We start from the raw sequence: 14,889 nt of genomic DNA, 5'->3' as shown, positions 1-14,889 counted from the left end.
GCTTGCGATCTGATCCGGTGTTTTTGTCACCGAATCGACGCCTCTGAATTCTTAGCCTGCTATCATTTGTAACTAATGTTTGCCATTGTGCCGTGTCTGCTTGGATCCAATTAGCGGCAAAGCCTTCACGCTGCTCCCAGAAGCGGCGGATAAACCCGTGACCACATGATGAGGTGTACCTATGTCTGATCAAGATCAAGACAACCCCCGGCGTGACTTTTTACGCAAATCCTTGACCTTGATCCCGGTGGTCACGGTTGCCAGCACCGGCCTTGGCGGTTCGATGTTAATGGCCACTCCGGAACCGGCCCAGGCCGAGCCGGCCAAACCCGCGGTCAGCGACAAAGCCTACGAGCCAAGTTATTTCACGGCCGAGGAATGGGCGTTTATCAACGCCGCCGTCGAGCGCTTGATTCCCGCTGACGCCCAAGGCCCAGGTGCCCTGGAAGCTGGCGCGCCGGAATACATCGACCGCCAGATGAACACCCCTTACGCCAGTGGCGCCCTGTGGTTCATGCAAGGCCCGTTCAACGCTGATGCGGCGCCGGAGATGGGCTGGCAAAGTAAATTGGTACCCAAGGAGATCTATCGCCTCGGCATTGCTTCTACGGATGCGTGGTCGAAAGCGTTCAACGGTAAGGCTTTTGCTGCGCAAGACAGCGCTACCCGAGACGATATGCTGCGACGCCTGGAGGCTGGCGGCAGTGAAGTCGCTGCGCACTTCGACGCGGTGCCGCCCAAGATGTTCTTCAACCTTTTGCTGCAAAACACCAAGGAAGGCTTCTTCTGCGACCCTATCCACGGCGGTAATAAAGGCATGGTCGGCTGGACCATGATCGGCTTTCCCGGCGCCCGCGCCGATTTCATGGATTGGGTGGAACGCAACGAGCAATACCCCTTCCCGGCTGTTTCCATTCGCGGCGAGAGGGCGTAAACGTGGCGACCATCATGAAGAAAGTGGATGCAGTGATTGTGGGCTTCGGCTGGACGGGCGCGATCATGGCCAAAGAGCTGACAGAAGCGGGCCTCAACGTGGTAGCGCTGGAGCGCGGCCCGATGCAGGACACTTATCCAGACGGCAACTATCCCCAGGTCATCGACGAATTGACCTACAGCGTGCGTAAGAAGCTGTTCCAGGACATCTCCAAAGAAACGGTGACCATTCGCCACAGCGTGAATGACGTCGCCCTGCCCAATCGTCAGTTGGGCGCGTTCTTGCCGGGCAATGGCGTTGGTGGTGCGGGGCTGCACTGGTCGGGCGTGCATTTTCGCGTTGATCCAATTGAGCTGCGCATGCGCAGCCATTACGAAGAGCGCTACGGGAAGAACTTCATTCCCAAGGACATGACCATCCAGGACTTCGGCGTCAGCTACGAAGAGCTGGAGCCGTTTTTCGACTATGCGGAAAAAGTCTTTGGCACCTCCGGGCAAGCCTGGACGGTCAAGGGCCAACTGGTCGGTGAAGGCCGTGGCGGCAACCCCTACGCGCCGGATCGCTCCAACCCGTTCCCGCTGGAGGCGCAGAAAAATACTGTCTCCGCCCAGCTGTTTCAGAAAGCGGCGACCGACGTAGGTTACAAACCTTACAACCTGCCTTCGGCCAATACGTCGGGGCCGTACACCAACCCCTACGGTGCGCAGATGGGCCCGTGCAACTTCTGCGGGTTTTGCAGTGGCTACGTGTGCTACATGTACTCCAAGGCTTCGCCGAACGTGAACATCCTGCCGGCCTTGCGCCAGGTGCCCAACTTCGAGCTGCGGCCCAATTCCCACGTGCTCAAGGTCAACCTCGACAGCACCAAGAAGAAAGCCACCGGCGTGACCTACATCGACGCCCAGGGCCGCGAGTGTGAACAACCGGCTGACCTGGTGATTCTTGGCGCCTTCCAGTTCCATAACGTGCGCCTGATGCTGCTGTCCGGCATCGGCAAACCCTACGACCCGATTACCAACGAGGGTGTGGTAGGCCGCAACTTCGCCTACCAGAACATGGGCACCATCAAGGCGTTCTTCGACAAGGACACCCACACCAACAACTTTATCGGCGCGGGCGGCAATGGCGTGGCCATCGACGACTTCAACGCCGACAACTTTGACCATGGCCCCCACGGCTTCGTGGGTGGTTCGCCGATGTGGGTCAACCAGGCGGGCAGCCGGCCGATTGCCGGTACGTCCAACCCGCCGGGTACGCCAGCCTGGGGCAGTGCCTGGAAGCGCGCCACCGCCGATTATTACACCCATCAGGTCTCAATGGATTCTCACGGTGCCCATCAATCCTACCGGAGCAACTACCTGGATCTGGACCCGGTTTATCGCGATGCCTACGGCCTGCCGCTGCTGCGCATGACCTTCGACTGGCAAGAAAACGATATCAAGATGAACCGCTTCATGATGGAAAAAATGGGCAAAGTGGCCCAGGCCATGAACCCCAAGGCCATCGCCGTGCTGGGTAAAAAGGTTGGTGAGCATTTCAATACCGCCTCCTACCAGACCACCCACCTCAACGGCGGCGCGATCATGGGCACCGACCCGAAAACCAGTGCGTTGAACCGCTACTTGCAGAGCTGGGATGTGCACAACGTCTTTGTCCCTGGTGCTTCCGCTTTCCCACAAGGCTTGGGCTACAACCCTACCGGCCTGGTGGCAGCGTTGACCTACTGGTCGGCTCGCGCGATTCGCGAGCAGTACCTCAAAAACCCCGGCCCGCTGGTTCAGGCATAAGGAGCGATGACCATGAAAGCACTCGTTATCGCCTCCCTGGCGCTGTTCAGCAGCTGCTCGATCAGCGCCGCCGAAACCGATCTGATCAAGCAGGGTGAATACCTGGCGCGCGCCGGCGACTGTGTTGCCTGCCATACCGCCAAGGGTGGCAAGCCCTTCGCTGGCGGCCTGCCGATGGAAACGCCTATTGGCGTGATCTACTCCACCAACATCACCCCGGACAAGACCGGCCTGGGCGACTACAGCTTCGAGGATTTCGACAAGGCCGTGCGCCATGGTGTCGCCAAGAACGGTAGTACGCTTTACCCGGCGATGCCTTACCCGTCTTATGCACGTGTCAGCGACAGCGATATGCAAGCGCTGTATGCGTACTTTATGAAGGGGGTCGAACCGGTTGCCCAGGAAAACAAGGACAGCGATATTCCCTGGCCCTTGAGCATGCGTTGGCCGTTGGCGGCCTGGCGCTGGATGTTTGCCCCGGCAGTCGAGGCGCATCAGCCGCAAGCCGCTGCCGACCCGGTGATCGATCGCGGTGCCTACCTGGTGGAAGGTCTCGGACACTGCGGCGCCTGCCATACGCCGCGTGCCCTGACCATGCAGGAAAAAGCCCTGAGTGCCACGGACGGCAGCGCCTTCCTCTCTGGCAGTGCGCCGTTGGAAGGCTGGATTGCCAAAAGCCTGCGCGGCGACCACAAGGACGGCCTCGGCAGCTGGAGCGAAGAGCAACTGGTGCAGTTTCTCAAGACCGGCCGCAGTGACCGCAGTGCGGTGTTCGGCGGTATGAGCGATGTTGTCGTCCATAGCATGCAGTACATGTCGGAAGATGACCTGACCGCTATCGCGCGATACCTCAAGAGCCTGCCGGCAGTCGATCCGAAGGACCAGCCGCACCAATACGACAAGCAGGTAGCGCAAGCGCTCTGGAAAGGTGATGACAGCAAGCCGGGCGCCTCGGTGTATATCGACAACTGCGCGGCCTGCCACCGTACCGACGGCCATGGCTATACGCGGGTATTCCCGGCGCTGGCGGGCAACCCGGTGTTGCAGACGGCAGATGCCACGTCGTTGATCAACATTGTGTTGAACGGCGGCACCTTGCCGGCCACCCATGCGGCGCCATCAACCTTCACTATGCCAGCGTTCGCCTGGCGTCTGTCGGACCAGGAAGTGGCGGATGTGGTCAGTTTTATCCGTGGCAGCTGGGGCAACCAGGGCGCGCCGGTCAAGGCGAGCGATGTGGCGGACCTGCGCAAAAACGATCTGCACACCACCTCGGGCGATGACCTGGGGCAGGTGACGCAAAAGCACTGATAAGTTCGCTGGCCGCCCAACGGCACTGGTCAGAAACCTCGCGCCTCGATACTGTATATAAAAACAGTATAGAGGCGTTTTCATGTCTACTGCGCTGCCGCCCCGTGGCCGGGGTACGGCCACCAATCTGCATAATCGCTTTGCACCCACCGTCAGCGTGGCCGAGGACGACGGTTGGTACCAGGAAGTGCCGCCGACCCAAGGCACCGAAGTGCGTATCGAAACGGCCAAGACCATCATCACCCGCAACAACTCGCCGGACTTGCCGTTTGATCGGTCGATCAACCCGTATCGTGGTTGTGAACATGGTTGCATCTACTGCTATGCGCGGCCCAGCCATGCCTATTGGGACATGTCGCCCGGGCTGGACTTTGAAACCAGATTGATTGCCAAGAGCAATGCGGCCGATGTGCTGGAACAGCAGCTGTCCAAGCCGGGCTACGTGTGTGCGCCGATCAACCTGGGCTCCAATACCGATCCGTACCAGCCAATCGAGCGCGAATACCGGATCACCCGGCAAACCCTTGAAGTACTGCTGCGCTACCGCCACCCAGTGACGATCATCACCAAGGGCTCGCTGATCCTGCGCGACCTCGACCTGCTGACCGAGTTGGCCCGCCAGCGCCTGGTGGGGGTGATGATCAGCCTCACCAGCCTGGACGACGAACTCAAGCGCATCCTGGAACCGCGCACGGCGGCCCCCAAGGCACGGCTGCGGGCGATTCGGGTAATGCGCGACGCAGGCATCCCGGTGGGCGTGCTTTGTTCGCCAATGATCCCGATGATCAACGACAGCGAGCTGGAGAGCCTGCTTACCGAAGCTCACGCGGCCGGCGCACAAAGCGCGGCGTATATGATGCTTCGCCTGCCGTTGGAGGTGGCGCCGTTGTTCGAGGAGTGGCTGGCGGCCCATTACCCCCAGCGAGCAACCCATGTGATGAGCCTGGTGCGTCAAGTACGCGGGGGTGAGGTGTATGACAGCCGGTTTGGCGTGCGTATGCGCGGTGAAGGGCCGTTTGCCGATTTGCTGGCGCAGCGTTTCAGCAAGGCGATCAAGCGTCTGGGGCTGAATCGGCGGGAAGGGTTCAACCTTGATTGCACGGCGTTTTGCCCACCGGGCAGGCAGATGGCTTTGTTGTAGACTGAGGGAGAGACGTGCACCTTTGCTGTAGGAATAGTCGCGTTTTGACATCACTGAAACCCGCGTTCTAGAGCGGTTCATTCAGTTTGAGTTAAGTTTCGACGGTTACCTTGTTCAGCGAGTGACTGATGAGTCGGCGGCCTGGCCGGTGCTTGTTTTACAACTATTTCACCGCCATGGCGTCGAACTGACCTGAACCCTCCCCTGCATTGATCAAGAGGATGAATCATGAGTGACAAGGATAAACAGCCGTTGGCTGCGTCGGCTTCAGCCCCTCAGGTGGCGGAATCCGCCGATGCAGCGCTGCAGCATATCGTTGACGGCTTTTTGCATTTCCATCACGACGTCTTCCCCCAGCAGGAAGAACTCTTCAAGAAACTCGCCACCGCCCAGAGCCCACGGGCGATGTTCATCACCTGCGCCGACTCGCGCATCGTGCCCGAGCTGATCACCCAGAGCTCCCCAGGCGACCTGTTCGTGACCCGTAACGTCGGTAACGTGGTGCCGCCCTACGGCCAGATGAACGGCGGTGTTTCCACGGCTATCGAATACGCTGTGCTCGCCCTTGGCGTACAGCACATCATCGTGTGCGGGCATTCGGACTGCGGCGCCATGCGTGCCGTGCTCAACCCCGACAGTCTGGAAAAGATGCCGACGGTCAAGGCCTGGTTGCGTCACGCCGAGGTCGCCAAGACCATGGTCCATGACAACTGCGACTGCGCCAACGAAGGCGAGAGCATGGCGGTGCTGACCGAAGAAAACGTCATCGCCCAACTGCAACACTTGCGTACACACCCTTCCGTGGCTTCGCGCATGGCCAATGGTCATTTGTTTATCCATGGTTGGATCTACAACATCGAGACCAGCGAAATTCGGGCCTACGATGCGGACAAAGCGGCGTTCCGACCGCTGAACGGCACCGAGCCGATCCCTTCAGCGACGCCTAAAGCGCGCTTCTAAAACACTTCCCTGCCGGGTAATGCGGTGGCTGCCATGGATGCAGCCAGGCTTTACCGCGCCCGGCGAATGCCTCGGGAGAGTCATCATGCGTGCTGCTCAATTGAAAGCTGTATTGCCACGGGAGCTGCTCGCCTCGGTGGTTGTTTTTCTGGTCGCCTTGCCACTGTGCATGGGCATCGCGATTGCGTCCGGCATGCCGCCGGCCAAGGGCCTGATCACTGGCATCATCGGCGGCCTGGTGGTGGGCTGGTTGGCCGGCTCGCCGCTGCAGGTCAGCGGCCCGGCGGCGGGTCTGGCGGTGCTGGTGTTCGAGTTGGTGCGCCAGCACGGCATGCTGATGCTGGGGCCGATCCTGTTGCTGGCCGGCTTCCTGCAATTGGTTGCCGGGCGTTTGCGCCTGGGCTGCTGGTTTCGCGTCACCGCGCCGGCGGTGGTCTACGGCATGTTGGCCGGGATTGGCGTGTTGATCGTGCTGTCGCAGGTTCATGTGATGCTCGACGGCGCGCCCAAGCCTTCAGGGCTGGATAACCTGGCCGGCTTCCCGGCAGCGCTGGCTGCAGCAATTCCTACCTTCGGCGGCGGGCTCGGCTGGCAGGCTGGCGTACTTGGTTTGTCGACGATGTTGGTGATGTACCTGTGGGACAAATTCCGCCCGCAACAACTGCGGTTTGTGCCTGGTGCGTTGCTTGGCGTGGGCCTGGCGACTGTAGCCAGCCTGGTGCTGGCGTTGCAGGTCAAGCGCGTGGAGGTCCCGGAAAACCTTGCGGACGCTATCGACTGGCTGCGCCCCAGCGACTTGCTGAACCTGGCGGATCCACAGTTGCTGATCGCGGCATTCGCCGTGGCGTTTATTGCCAGTGCCGAAACCCTGCTGTCTGCCGCAGCGGTGGACCGCATGCACAGTGGTCAACGTTCGGATTTCGATAAGGAATTGTCGGCCCAAGGGGTGGGCAACATGCTCTGCGGTCTGGTTGGCGCTTTGCCCATGACCGGCGTGATCGTGCGCAGCTCGGCTAACGTCCAGGCCGGGGCAACCACGCGTCTGTCGGCGATGTTCCATGGCCTGTGGCTGCTGGGTTTCGTGCTCTTGCTGTCGAGCGTGCTGCAGAGCATTCCGGTCGCGAGCCTGGCGGGTGTGCTGGTGTACACCGGCATCAAGTTGGTAGACATCAAGGCGTTCAAGGCGCTGGGCCGCTATGGGCGGATGCCGATGTTCACCTATGCGGCCACGGCACTGGCAATCATCTTCACCGATTTGCTGACCGGTGTGCTGGTGGGGTTTGGGCTTACATTGGTGAAGCTGGCGTTCAAGGCGTCGCGCCTGAAAGTCAGTCTGATCGACCTGCCCCAGGAAGGTGAGATGGAGCTGCGTTTGACGGGGGCGGCGACCTTTCTGAAGGTGCCGGCGTTGACTCAAGTGTTGTCGGCGGTACCTGCGGGGACCACCCTGCATGTGCCGTTGAGCAACTTGAGTTACATCGACCACTCTTGCCTGGAGTTGCTGGAAGAATGGGGCCGGGCCAATGCGGCCAAGGGCTCGACGTTGGTGATCGAGGCTCGCGGTTTGAAGCGTCGGCTGGAAGGTCGGGTGAGAACGACAGTGGGGATCGGCTCAGCGCCTGCCTGAACACCCCCCCAAACTCTGGGTGTCACTGTTCTTTGTAGGAGCGAGCTTGCTCGCGAGAAACGCTAACGATAACGCGTGCTTGCTGAATAAACGCGGCGTCTGTGAGTTTTTCGCGAGCAAGCTCGCTCCTACAAAAAGCTTGTCCAGCTCCCCTGTTGGATCTGCGATTTATGCCGGCTGATCCAGCGACAGCTCAACCCCAAGCTGGCGCGACAGGCATGGCCAGCGCTTCCAGGACGCTTCGGTCTGCGGGCTCTTGAGCTGTTCGCGATAGGCCTCGACCGATTCCAGCGCAAAGCTTTCCTCGTTAAGCATCTCATCCACCGCCAGGTGCACGGCTTCATCCAATTGGTTGGCGAAGTCTTCACCGATCAGTTGATGGGCGATCACGTTGGCCACGGTGGTATCCGCTGGAATCAGCGGCTGGCCAAAATGCTTGATATACAGATCGTTCACTTCTTCGACCAGGCGATGCGCCAGGTAGGCCTCATCCAGCAGGCCATCAAGGCCGTCGTGGCCGGCCAGAATCGCTGGCGGCTGCAGGAAGAAATGTTCAGCGATTTTCAGTACCGGTTTGATCTGGCTTTCAATCCCGGCCTCACGGGCCACGTCATTGGCGGCGTCGAGCAAATCAGGAACCAGATCGATGTAAGCGGTCACAAAACGGGTCATGACCATGTTGCGATCACCGTCAGCCAAGGCGATGGACGAATGCAGGTGCGGCACTTGTTTTTTCAGCTGGCTGACGAGCTGGCCAGTGCTGGCTTCGTGTTGATGGGCACGGGAAATCTGCTCGCGCAATGCGGCGGTGTTCATGAGGGCTCCAGTGAAGCAGGCGTAGGAAAAGGGAGAAGATAAGGTAGTTCGTTTATACGAGCGCCTAAGACGCATTTGTCATAATTATTTCATGGTTATAGGTACGGGTTATATCGAAATGCCATCGTTCGTCGGATAAACGATTCCGCCGCCCATTTTACGGGCTCCGTCTGTCTGTTTCTATTCATTTGCCCCCACACATTGCGGGGTTGCTAGGGCTGTCTATACTCGGTTTTGTACGCAATTAGCTGATGACGCCCAACTGCATGACGCAGGCAAGGCTTGGCGGTTGTAAGCAGTATGGAAGCCGCTCCCTTCGCCGCAGGTGCAAACCGGCGGGATAACAAGAAACATAAAGGGGAACCCGCAATGACGCGACATCCACACGTTTGGATGGGCCTCCTGTTGTGGTCGGTATTCGGCCAGGCGAACGCCGCCTGGACTACGAATATGGCGCCAGGGGCTACTGAAGTCAGCCACGCTGTGTTTGACCTGCACATGACCATTTTCTGGATCTGTGTGGTGATCGGCATCGTCGTGTTTGGCGCGATGTTCTGGTCGATGATCCTGCACCGCCGGTCTACGGGCCAGGTAGCGGCGAAGTTCCACGAAAGTACCACCGTGGAAATCCTCTGGACCGTGGTGCCCTTGCTGATCCTGGTGGCCATGGCCATTCCGGCCACCAAGACCCTGATCAACATCTACGACAGCAGTGAGTCGGATATCGATATCCAGGTCACCGGCTATCAGTGGAAGTGGCACTACAAATACCTGGGCCAGGATGTGGAGTTCTTCAGCAACCTGGCCACCCCCGCCGAGCAGATCCATAACCAGGCCACCAAGGGTGAGCACTACCTGTTGGAAGTCGACCAGCCGCTGGTATTGCCGGTGGGCGCCAAGGTGCGCTTTCTGGTGACCGCTGCCGATGTGATCCACTCCTGGTGGGTGCCGGCCTTTGCGGTCAAGCGCGATGCTATCCCTGGCTTCGTCAACGAAGCCTGGACCCGCGTCGAGAAGCCCGGCATCTACCGTGGTCAGTGCGCCGAACTGTGTGGCAAGGACCATGGCTTCATGCCTATCGTGGTGGAGGTCAAGTCCAAGGCCGACTACGACACCTGGCTGGGCGAGCGCAAGGAGGAGGCCGCCAAGCTCAAGGAGCTGACCTCCAAGGAGTGGACGCTGGACGAACTGGTGGCCCGTGGCGACAAGGTCTATCACACCACTTGCGTGGCCTGTCACCAGGCTGAGGGCCAAGGCTTGCCACCGATGTTCCCGGCGCTCAAGGGCTCGAAAATCGCCACGGGGCCGGCCAAAGACCATCTGAGCATCGTGTATCACGGCAAGCCCGGCACCGCGATGGCAGCTTTCGGCAAGCAGCTCTCGGAAGTGGATATCGCCGCTGTGGTGACCTATGAGCGTAACGCCTGGGGCAATAACAAAGGCGACATGGTCACTCCCAAAGACGTGCTGGCTCTGAAACAGGCGGAAAGCAAATGACGACTTTCATTGCCAATGCCCTGAATCGTCCCGCTCACTCGCTTGCAGGAGAACGGCCATGAGCACTGTGATCGACCATGGTCATGCCGACCACGCCCACGGCCCCGCCAAGGGCCTGATGCGCTGGGTGCTGACCACCAACCACAAAGACATCGGCACCATGTACCTGTGGTTCGCCTTCACCATGTTCCTGCTCGGCGGCTCGTTCGCCATGGTGATCCGCGCCGAGTTGTTCCAGCCGGGCCTGCAGATCGTGCAGCCGGCATTCTTCAACCAGATGACCACCATGCACGGCTTGATCATGGTATTCGGCGCGGTGATGCCGGCGTTTGTCGGCCTGGCCAACTGGATGATCCCGTTGATGATCGGCGCGCCGGACATGGCCCTGCCGCGCATGAACAATTTCAGCTTCTGGCTGCTGCCGGCGGCGTTCCTGCTGCTGGTGTCCACCTTGTTCACACCCGGCGGCGGGCCGAATTTCGGCTGGACCTTCTACGCCCCGCTCTCCACCACCTATGCCCCGGAAAGCGTGACGTTCTTTATCTTTGCCATCCACCTGATGGGCATCAGTTCGATCATGGGCGCGATCAACGTGGTCGCCACCATCCTCAACTTGCGTGCGCCGGGCATGACCCTGATGAAAATGCCGCTGTTCGTATGGACCTGGCTGATCACCGCGTTCCTGCTGATCGCGGTGATGCCGGTACTGGCGGGCTGCGTGACCATGATGCTGATGGATATCCACTTCGGCACCAGCTTCTTCAGCGCGGCCGGTGGTGGCGATCCCGTGCTGTTCCAGCATGTGTTCTGGTTCTTTGGGCATCCCGAGGTGTACATCATGATCCTGCCGGCCTTTGGCGCGGTCAGCTCGATCATCCCCACCTTCTCGCGCAAGCCGCTGTTCGGCTACACCTCGATGGTCTACGCCACCGCGAGCATCGCGTTCCTGTCGTTCATCGTGTGGGCGCACCACATGTTTGTGGTGGGCATTCCGCTGGTGGGTGAGCTGTTCTTCATGTACGCCACCTTGCTGATCGCCGTGCCTACGGGCGTGAAGGTGTTCAACTGGGTCAGCACCATGTGGCAAGGCTCACTGACGTTCGAGACGCCGATGTTGTTTGCGGTGGCCTTTGTGATCCTGTTCACCATCGGCGGCTTCTCCGGGCTGATGCTGGCGATTGCCCCGGCGGACTTCCAGTACCACGACACCTACTTTGTGGTGGCGCATTTCCATTACGTACTGGTGCCCGGCGCGATCTTCGGGATCTTCGCTTCGGCCTACTACTGGCTGCCGAAATGGACCGGCCACATGTACGACGAAACCTTGGGCAAGCTGCACTTCTGGTTGTCTTTCGTGGGCATGAACATGGCGTTCTTCCCCATGCACTTTGTGGGGCTGGCTGGTATGCCGCGCCGGGTGCCGGACTACAACCTGCAGTTCGCTGACTTCAATATGGTCTCGTCCATTGGTGCCTTCATGTTCGGCGCCACGCAGATCTTCTTTCTGTTCATTGTCATCAAGTGCATCCGTGGCGGCCCGCCTGCGCCGGCCAAACCGTGGGATGGCGCCGAAGGCCTGGAGTGGAGCGTGCCCTCGCCGGCGCCGTATCACACCTTCACGACGCCGCCGGAGGTCAAATGAAGCCCTCCCTATACTCCCCCTGTGGGAGCGGGCTTGCCCGCGATGGCGGTAGGTCAGGCGCTGAATCTACCAGCCCTCAGGCCCTCATCGCAGGCAAGCCAGCTCCCACAGAAAGTCCAAAGCCAGGTGGGCGCCATGGCTGACTCCGTACCGCTCAAGCGCCTGGTCACCCGCCTGCTGATCCTGGTGCTGGCAATGTTCGCCTTCGGCTTCGCCCTCGTGCCGATCTACGACGTGATGTGCAAGGCGTTCGGCATCAACGGCAAGACCGCCGGGCAGTACGAGGGTGAGCAAATGGTTGACCCCTCGCGCCAGGTGCGGGTGCAGTTTCTGTCCACCAACGCCATCGACATGGTCTGGGAATTCCACTCCAAGGCCGATGAGATTGTGGTCAACCCCGGTGCAGTCAACGAGATGCTGTTCGTGGCCTACAACCCCACTGATAAGCCGATGACCGCCCAGGCGATACCCAGTATTTCCCCGGCCGAAGCGGCGATGTACTTCCACAAGACCGAATGCTTTTGCTTCACCCAGCAAGTGTTGCAGCCCGGTGAGCGCATTGAGATGCCCGTACGTTTCATCGTCGACCGAGCGATGCCCACGGATGTGAAGCATTTGACCCTGGCGTACACGTTGTTCGATATCACTGCACGCCAGCCGCCCGTGGCCGTCAGGACCGGGGGCTAGCTACTGTTTGCCCCCTCAATCAGGAGAGCGAATACATGTCGACTCATGATACGTACTACGTACCAGCGCAAAGCAAATGGCCAATAATTGCCACGATTGGCCTGCTGGTCACCGTGTATGGCCTGGCCGTGTGGTTCAACGACTTGAAGGCCGCGCGCCCTGAATCCCACGGGCCGTGGATCTTTTTCGTCGGCGGTTTGCTGCTGGCCTACATGCTGTTTGGCTGGTTTGGCGCGGTGATCAAGGAAAGTCGTGCTGGGCTGTACAGCGCCCAGATGGACCGCTCGTTCCGCTGGGGCATGACCTGGTTCATCTTTTCGGAGGTGATGTTCTTCATCGCCTTTTTCGGTGCGCTGTTCTACGTGCGCGTCTGGGCTGGGCCTTGGTTGGCGGGCGAGGGGCCCAAGGGCATTGCGCACATGCTGTGGCCGAACTTCGAGTTTGCCTGGCCCCTGCTGAACAACCCCGACCCCGAGCTCTACCCTGCGCCCAAAGGCACCATCAGCCCCTGGGGCCTGCCATTGGTCAATACCATCCTGCTGGTGAGTTCCAGCGTGACCATCACCATTGCCCACCATGCCCTGCGCAAAGGCCATCGTGGTGCACTGAAACTCTGGCTGGCGATCACCGTGCTGCTGGGCTTGGCGTTTCTTGGATTCCAGGCCGAGGAATACATCCACGCCTACAAAGAGTTGGGCCTCACCCTGGGTTCAGGCGTGTACGGCGCGACGTTCTTCATGCTCACGGGCTTTCACGGCGCCCACGTGACTATCGGCACCATCATTCTGTTTGTGATGCTGATGCGCATCCTGCGCGGGCATTTCAATGCCGAGCACCAGTTCGGTTTCGAGGCGGCCAGTTGGTATTGGCACTTTGTGGACGTGGTGTGGATCGGGCTGTTTTTCTTTGTCTATGTGCTGTGACGCCGCTTACCACGGCGCATGAGAGACCAATTGGCCGCTGAAAAAGCCCCAGGCGATCAAGCCCACGGTGATCACGGCCAGCGTGACACGCACGGTCAAGGCAGTGACGAGGCGGTTGGAGTTGCCCTCGTCCTTGACCAGGAAGAGCAAGCCACTGAACAGGCTCACGACGGTCGCGATCAGCATCAGGGCAATGGCGGCTTTGAGCATGGTCTGGCTCCGGGCTAATTGGGGAGGGGCGATGAGATCGAGTATAGCCAGTGCCATGCAACGCTTTCGTCCGGGCATCGCGCCGACGCTGGTGGTACTGGTGTTGCTGCCATTGATGGTGGGCCTGGGGTTTTGGCAATTGTCCCGCGGGCACGAAAAGCAACTGTTGGTAGGCCGTTATGCCGAGCGCCGCGCCGCCGAGCCGGTCAGCAGTGCGCAGCTCAATGACATGGCTGATCCAGCCTTCCGTCGTGTTCACCTTCGCGGGCAACTGGATGGTGAACACAGCGTATTGCTGGATAACCGCATGCGTGACGGCAAGGCCGGTGTCGAGTTGCTGCAACCCTTTCATGACCAGGCCAGCGGCCTGTGGCTGTTGCTCAATCGCGGCTGGCTGCCCTGGCCGGACCGGCGTATCGCGCCCGCCTTTACTACTCCTGAACAGACGCTGAACCTCGACGCCTGGGTGTACGTCGCCCCCGGCGAGACCTTCCAACTGCATGCCGACCCGGCCAGCACGCAATGGCCGCGCCTGCTTACCGCACTGCACCCCGCCGCGCTGTGGGACGAACTGGGGCGCAGCGGTTTTGACTATGAACTGCGTGCCGAAGCGGGCCCCGGTACCTACGAAACCACCTGGCCCGTCGTCGCCATGGGCCCGGAAAAACACCTGGCCTACGCTGTGCAATGGTTCGCCATGGCCATGGCGTTGCTGGCGCTTTACCTCTACCTCGGATGGCATAACAAAAAGGAGAAGCCCCATGGGAGCGGCCATGAATCCACCCAGCACATCTGACACGCCTGATCGGCGCAAGGGGCGCTGGCAGCTGATTTTGATCTTGATGATGGTGATCGGCCCGATGGCGCTGGCCACCTTCATGTACAAATTGCAGTTCTGGGTGCCGGACAGCCGCAGCTATCACGGCGAACTGATCGGCAACGGCCAAACCCGCGCCGACATTGGCGTGCAGGCCGATGAACAGCGCTGGCAACTGCTGGTCACCGCCCCCGCCGCCTGTGCCGCTGATTGCCAGCAACTGGTGTACCTGGCGCGCCAGCTGCAGATCAGCCTTGGCCGGGATGCATCCCGTGCCAGCCATGCCCTGGCCGGCGCGCAACCGTTGAGCAGCGAATACGAGGCCAAGCTCAAGGCCGAATATCCACAGCTGCAGCGCTACCCGCTGGATGTGTCGACCTTTACCAGGAACGCTGCTGCGCCCGGCGATGCGCAACTGTGGATCGTCGACCCCCACGGCAATCTGGTGCTGCGCTACGACGCCAAGGTCAAAGGCAAGGACTTGCTCAACGACCTGCGCTTGCTGCTGAAACTGTCGAACATCGGATAAGGGCACCC

The 14,889-nt window shown here is 60.2% G+C and carries 14 protein-coding genes; 12 read left to right on the top strand and 2 right to left on the bottom strand.

Annotation, left to right across the window (positions count from 1 at the left end):
• Positions 1-181: 181 nt before the first annotated feature.
• The 6 genes from HU730_RS12930 (at position 182) to HU730_RS12905 (ending at position 7,760) form a co-directional block, all read left to right on the top strand.
• Entirely contained in the window at positions 182-934 is a 753-nt protein-coding gene (locus HU730_RS12930) for a gluconate 2-dehydrogenase subunit 3 family protein (protein ID WP_034129218.1), read from the top strand.
• Positions 935-936: 2 nt separating this feature from the next.
• Positions 937-2,721 (top strand): GMC family oxidoreductase, encoded by a 1,785-nt coding sequence (locus HU730_RS12925; RefSeq protein WP_032894333.1) that lies wholly within the window; start codon positions 937-939, stop codon positions 2,719-2,721.
• Positions 2,722-2,733: 12 nt separating this feature from the next.
• Entirely contained in the window at positions 2,734-4,032 is a 1,299-nt protein-coding gene (locus HU730_RS12920) for a cytochrome c (RefSeq protein ID WP_072445700.1), read from the top strand.
• 82 nt (positions 4,033-4,114) lie between these two features.
• Positions 4,115-5,173 carry a PA0069 family radical SAM protein gene (locus HU730_RS12915; protein WP_034129221.1) on the top strand — a complete coding sequence of 353 codons (1,059 nt, stop codon included), beginning with the start codon at positions 4,115-4,117 and terminating at the stop codon, positions 5,171-5,173.
• A gap of 228 nt (positions 5,174-5,401) precedes the next feature.
• Positions 5,402-6,133, top strand: a complete 732-nt coding sequence (locus HU730_RS12910; RefSeq protein WP_003187331.1) for a carbonic anhydrase — start codon at positions 5,402-5,404, stop codon at positions 6,131-6,133.
• An 85-nt stretch (positions 6,134-6,218) separates the two neighbouring features.
• Complete coding sequence (locus HU730_RS12905; protein WP_034129222.1) at positions 6,219-7,760, top strand: SulP family inorganic anion transporter; 1,542 nt, start codon at positions 6,219-6,221, stop codon at positions 7,758-7,760.
• 168 nt (positions 7,761-7,928) lie between these two features.
• Here the strand turns inward: HU730_RS12905 and HU730_RS12900 are convergent, their stop codons facing one another.
• Positions 7,929-8,576: a hypothetical protein gene (locus HU730_RS12900; RefSeq protein ID WP_003187334.1), complete on the bottom strand. Its 648-nt coding sequence runs from the start codon at positions 8,574-8,576 to the stop codon at positions 7,929-7,931.
• 369 nt (positions 8,577-8,945) lie between these two features.
• Between HU730_RS12900 and coxB the strand changes: the two genes are divergently transcribed.
• The 4 genes from coxB to HU730_RS12880 all read left to right on the top strand — a co-directional run bounded on the left by coxB (position 8,946) and on the right by HU730_RS12880 (position 13,325).
• Positions 8,946-10,073 carry a cytochrome c oxidase subunit II gene (gene coxB, locus HU730_RS12895; RefSeq protein ID WP_096142997.1) on the top strand — a complete coding sequence of 376 codons (1,128 nt, stop codon included), beginning with the start codon at positions 8,946-8,948 and terminating at the stop codon, positions 10,071-10,073.
• Positions 10,074-10,131: 58 nt separating this feature from the next.
• Positions 10,132-11,715, top strand: coding sequence for a cytochrome c oxidase subunit I (ctaD, locus tag HU730_RS12890; RefSeq protein WP_003187339.1), 1,584 nt, complete (start codon positions 10,132-10,134; stop codon positions 11,713-11,715).
• Between the two features lie 135 nt (positions 11,716-11,850).
• Positions 11,851-12,402: a cytochrome c oxidase assembly protein gene (locus HU730_RS12885; RefSeq protein ID WP_054920935.1), complete on the top strand. Its 552-nt coding sequence runs from the start codon at positions 11,851-11,853 to the stop codon at positions 12,400-12,402.
• Between the two features lie 35 nt (positions 12,403-12,437).
• On the top strand, positions 12,438-13,325 hold the full coding sequence (locus HU730_RS12880) for a cytochrome c oxidase subunit 3 (RefSeq protein WP_186527010.1): 888 nt from the start codon (positions 12,438-12,440) through the stop codon (positions 13,323-13,325).
• A 6-nt stretch (positions 13,326-13,331) separates the two neighbouring features.
• Here the strand turns inward: HU730_RS12880 and HU730_RS12875 are convergent, their stop codons facing one another.
• Positions 13,332-13,535: a twin transmembrane helix small protein gene (locus HU730_RS12875; RefSeq protein ID WP_186527009.1), complete on the bottom strand. Its 204-nt coding sequence runs from the start codon at positions 13,533-13,535 to the stop codon at positions 13,332-13,334.
• Positions 13,536-13,566: 31 nt separating this feature from the next.
• Here HU730_RS12875 and HU730_RS12870 point away from each other — a divergent pair, with 31 nt between their 5' ends.
• Both HU730_RS12870 and HU730_RS12865 read left to right on the top strand, forming a co-directional pair.
• Entirely contained in the window at positions 13,567-14,331 is a 765-nt protein-coding gene (locus HU730_RS12870; RefSeq protein ID WP_186527008.1) for an SURF1 family protein, read from the top strand.
• A complete protein-coding gene (locus tag HU730_RS12865; protein WP_096142995.1) occupies positions 14,297-14,881 on the top strand; it encodes a hypothetical protein in 585 nt (194 codons plus the stop codon). Before HU730_RS12870 ends, HU730_RS12865 begins: the two co-directional genes overlap by 35 nt.
• Positions 14,882-14,889 lie beyond the last annotated feature (8 nt).

The organism is Pseudomonas sp. SWRI22, assembly GCF_014268395.2.
GTDB classification, from domain to species: Bacteria; Pseudomonadota; Gammaproteobacteria; order Pseudomonadales; family Pseudomonadaceae; genus Aquipseudomonas; species Aquipseudomonas paracarnis.
This window is presented reverse-complemented; position numbering and strand designations above follow the sequence as displayed.

What these genes read in the sequence shown, in the direction of transcription:
- HU730_RS12930 (WP_034129218.1), top strand. Translation starts at nt 182, where the DNA reads ATGTCTGATCAAGATCAAGACAACCCCCGGCGTGACTTTTTACGCAAA.
- HU730_RS12920 (WP_072445700.1), top strand. Translation starts at nt 2,734, where the DNA reads ATGAAAGCACTCGTTATCGCCTCCCTGGCGCTGTTCAGCAGCTGCTCG.
- HU730_RS12915 (WP_034129221.1), top strand. Translation starts at nt 4,115, where the DNA reads ATGTCTACTGCGCTGCCGCCCCGTGGCCGGGGTACGGCCACCAATCTG.
- HU730_RS12910 (WP_003187331.1), top strand. Translation starts at nt 5,402, where the DNA reads ATGAGTGACAAGGATAAACAGCCGTTGGCTGCGTCGGCTTCAGCCCCT.
- HU730_RS12905 (WP_034129222.1), top strand. Translation starts at nt 6,219, where the DNA reads ATGCGTGCTGCTCAATTGAAAGCTGTATTGCCACGGGAGCTGCTCGCC.
- HU730_RS12900 (WP_003187334.1), bottom strand. Translation starts at nt 8,576, where the DNA reads ATGAACACCGCCGCATTGCGCGAGCAGATTTCCCGTGCCCATCAACAC.
- coxB (WP_096142997.1), top strand. Translation starts at nt 8,946, where the DNA reads ATGACGCGACATCCACACGTTTGGATGGGCCTCCTGTTGTGGTCGGTA.
- ctaD (WP_003187339.1), top strand. Translation starts at nt 10,132, where the DNA reads ATGAGCACTGTGATCGACCATGGTCATGCCGACCACGCCCACGGCCCC.
- HU730_RS12885 (WP_054920935.1), top strand. Translation starts at nt 11,851, where the DNA reads ATGGCTGACTCCGTACCGCTCAAGCGCCTGGTCACCCGCCTGCTGATC.
- HU730_RS12880 (WP_186527010.1), top strand. Translation starts at nt 12,438, where the DNA reads ATGTCGACTCATGATACGTACTACGTACCAGCGCAAAGCAAATGGCCA.
- HU730_RS12875 (WP_186527009.1), bottom strand. Translation starts at nt 13,535, where the DNA reads ATGCTCAAAGCCGCCATTGCCCTGATGCTGATCGCGACCGTCGTGAGC.
- HU730_RS12870 (WP_186527008.1), top strand. Translation starts at nt 13,567, where the DNA reads ATGAGATCGAGTATAGCCAGTGCCATGCAACGCTTTCGTCCGGGCATC.
- HU730_RS12865 (WP_096142995.1), top strand. Translation starts at nt 14,297, where the DNA reads ATGGGAGCGGCCATGAATCCACCCAGCACATCTGACACGCCTGATCGG.